At 73.9% G+C, this 1,136-nt stretch carries 3 protein-coding genes and 1 pseudogene; all 4 read left to right on the forward strand.

The features are described from left to right. Positions 1-219 (forward strand): annotated as a pseudogene (locus G3I65_RS51980) (type II secretion system F family protein); the annotation flags it as partial. 26 nt (positions 220-245) lie between these two features. Next, positions 246-422 carry a DUF4244 domain-containing protein gene (locus G3I65_RS51985; protein ID WP_086865512.1) on the forward strand — a complete coding sequence of 59 codons (177 nt, stop codon included), beginning with the start codon at positions 246-248 and terminating at the stop codon, positions 420-422. Continuing rightward, a complete protein-coding gene (locus G3I65_RS51990) occupies positions 419-772 on the forward strand; it encodes a TadE family type IV pilus minor pilin (RefSeq protein WP_166641662.1) in 354 nt (117 codons plus the stop codon). The genes G3I65_RS51985 and G3I65_RS51990 overlap by 4 nt, the downstream gene beginning before the upstream one ends. Next, the gene (locus G3I65_RS51995; RefSeq protein ID WP_160703450.1) at positions 765-1,124 is read left to right on the forward strand and encodes an Rv3654c family TadE-like protein; all 360 of its coding nucleotides are present in this window, start codon (positions 765-767) and stop codon (positions 1,122-1,124) included. The genes G3I65_RS51990 and G3I65_RS51995 overlap by 8 nt, the downstream gene beginning before the upstream one ends. Positions 1,125-1,136: the final 12 nt, after the last annotated feature.

A 1,136-nucleotide genomic window follows, 5' to 3' on the forward strand; every position in this document is an offset into this window, starting at 1 on the left:
ACCCGGACGTCCCGCTCCGGCGCGGCCTTCGCCGCGGCGGCCGCCGACCTCGCCGTCCGCTTCCGCGACGACCTGGCCGCGGCAGCGGAGGAACGCGCCGAACGGGCCGGGGTGGCGCTCGCCCTGCCGGTCGGCGTGTGTTTCCTGCCGGCCTTCTTCTGCCTGGGCGTGCTGCCGGTCGTCCTCGGCCTGGCCGGCCACCTCGGTCCCCTCTTCTGACCAACCAGTACCGAAGGGAAGAACCCATGCGCGCGTTCAAGCGCCGCCTCCGCTCGGACGAAGGCTCCACGACCGTCGAGTACGCGATCGTCACCGTGGCCGTCGCGGCGTTCGCGGCCGTCCTCTACACCCTGCTCACCGGCGACTCGGTGGTCTCGTGGCTGACGAACCTGGTGATGAAGGCCTTGACGGTGCCGTCATGACCCGCCGCGACGAAGGTGCGGTGACGGTCGAAGCGGCCCTCGGCTTGGCCGGCCTGACGGTGACAACGGTGCTGTTGGTAGCGGCCCTGACGGCCCTGACGAGCCAGCTGCGCTGCACCGACGCGGCCCGCGAAGCGGCAAGACTCCTGTCGCGGGGCCAACCCGAGCTGGCAGCGGCGGCCGTCCACCGGATCGCCCCGACGGACGCGAAGCTCACTGTCGAGCAAGCAGGCGACGCGATAACGGTGAAGGTGACAGCCCAGCCCGCCGGCGGCCTGCTCCCGGCGGTCCACCTCAACGCGACGGCCTACGCGGTGGCCGAGCCGGGCACCGGGACCGAAGATGGCTGACCCGCGTTCGGACCGGGGAGCGGCCACGATCTGGACAGCGCTGGCCGTCGCCGCGTTGACGAGCGTGGCCACCCTCGGCATCTGGCTGGGAGCGGCCACGATCGCCCGCCACCGAGCCGAGGCGGCAGCCGACCTGGGAGCCCTGGCAGCGGCCTCCCACGCGGCGGAAGGCCCCGCGCAGGCCTGCGAACGCGCCCGGTGGGTCACCGACCGGATGGGAGTGAAGCTCCTGACCTGCCGCTGGCAACGCCTCGACGCGCTGATCGAGGTCCAGTCCCCAACGGGCGGCCTCGCCGGCCTACCGGGCCCGGCAGCCCGCGCCCGAGCCGGCCCCACCGGCAGGCCCGCGTAACGCGCGGGGGGC

This window comes from Amycolatopsis sp. SID8362, assembly GCF_010550475.1.
Lineage (GTDB): Bacteria > Actinomycetota > Actinomycetes > Mycobacteriales > Pseudonocardiaceae > Amycolatopsis > Amycolatopsis eburnea.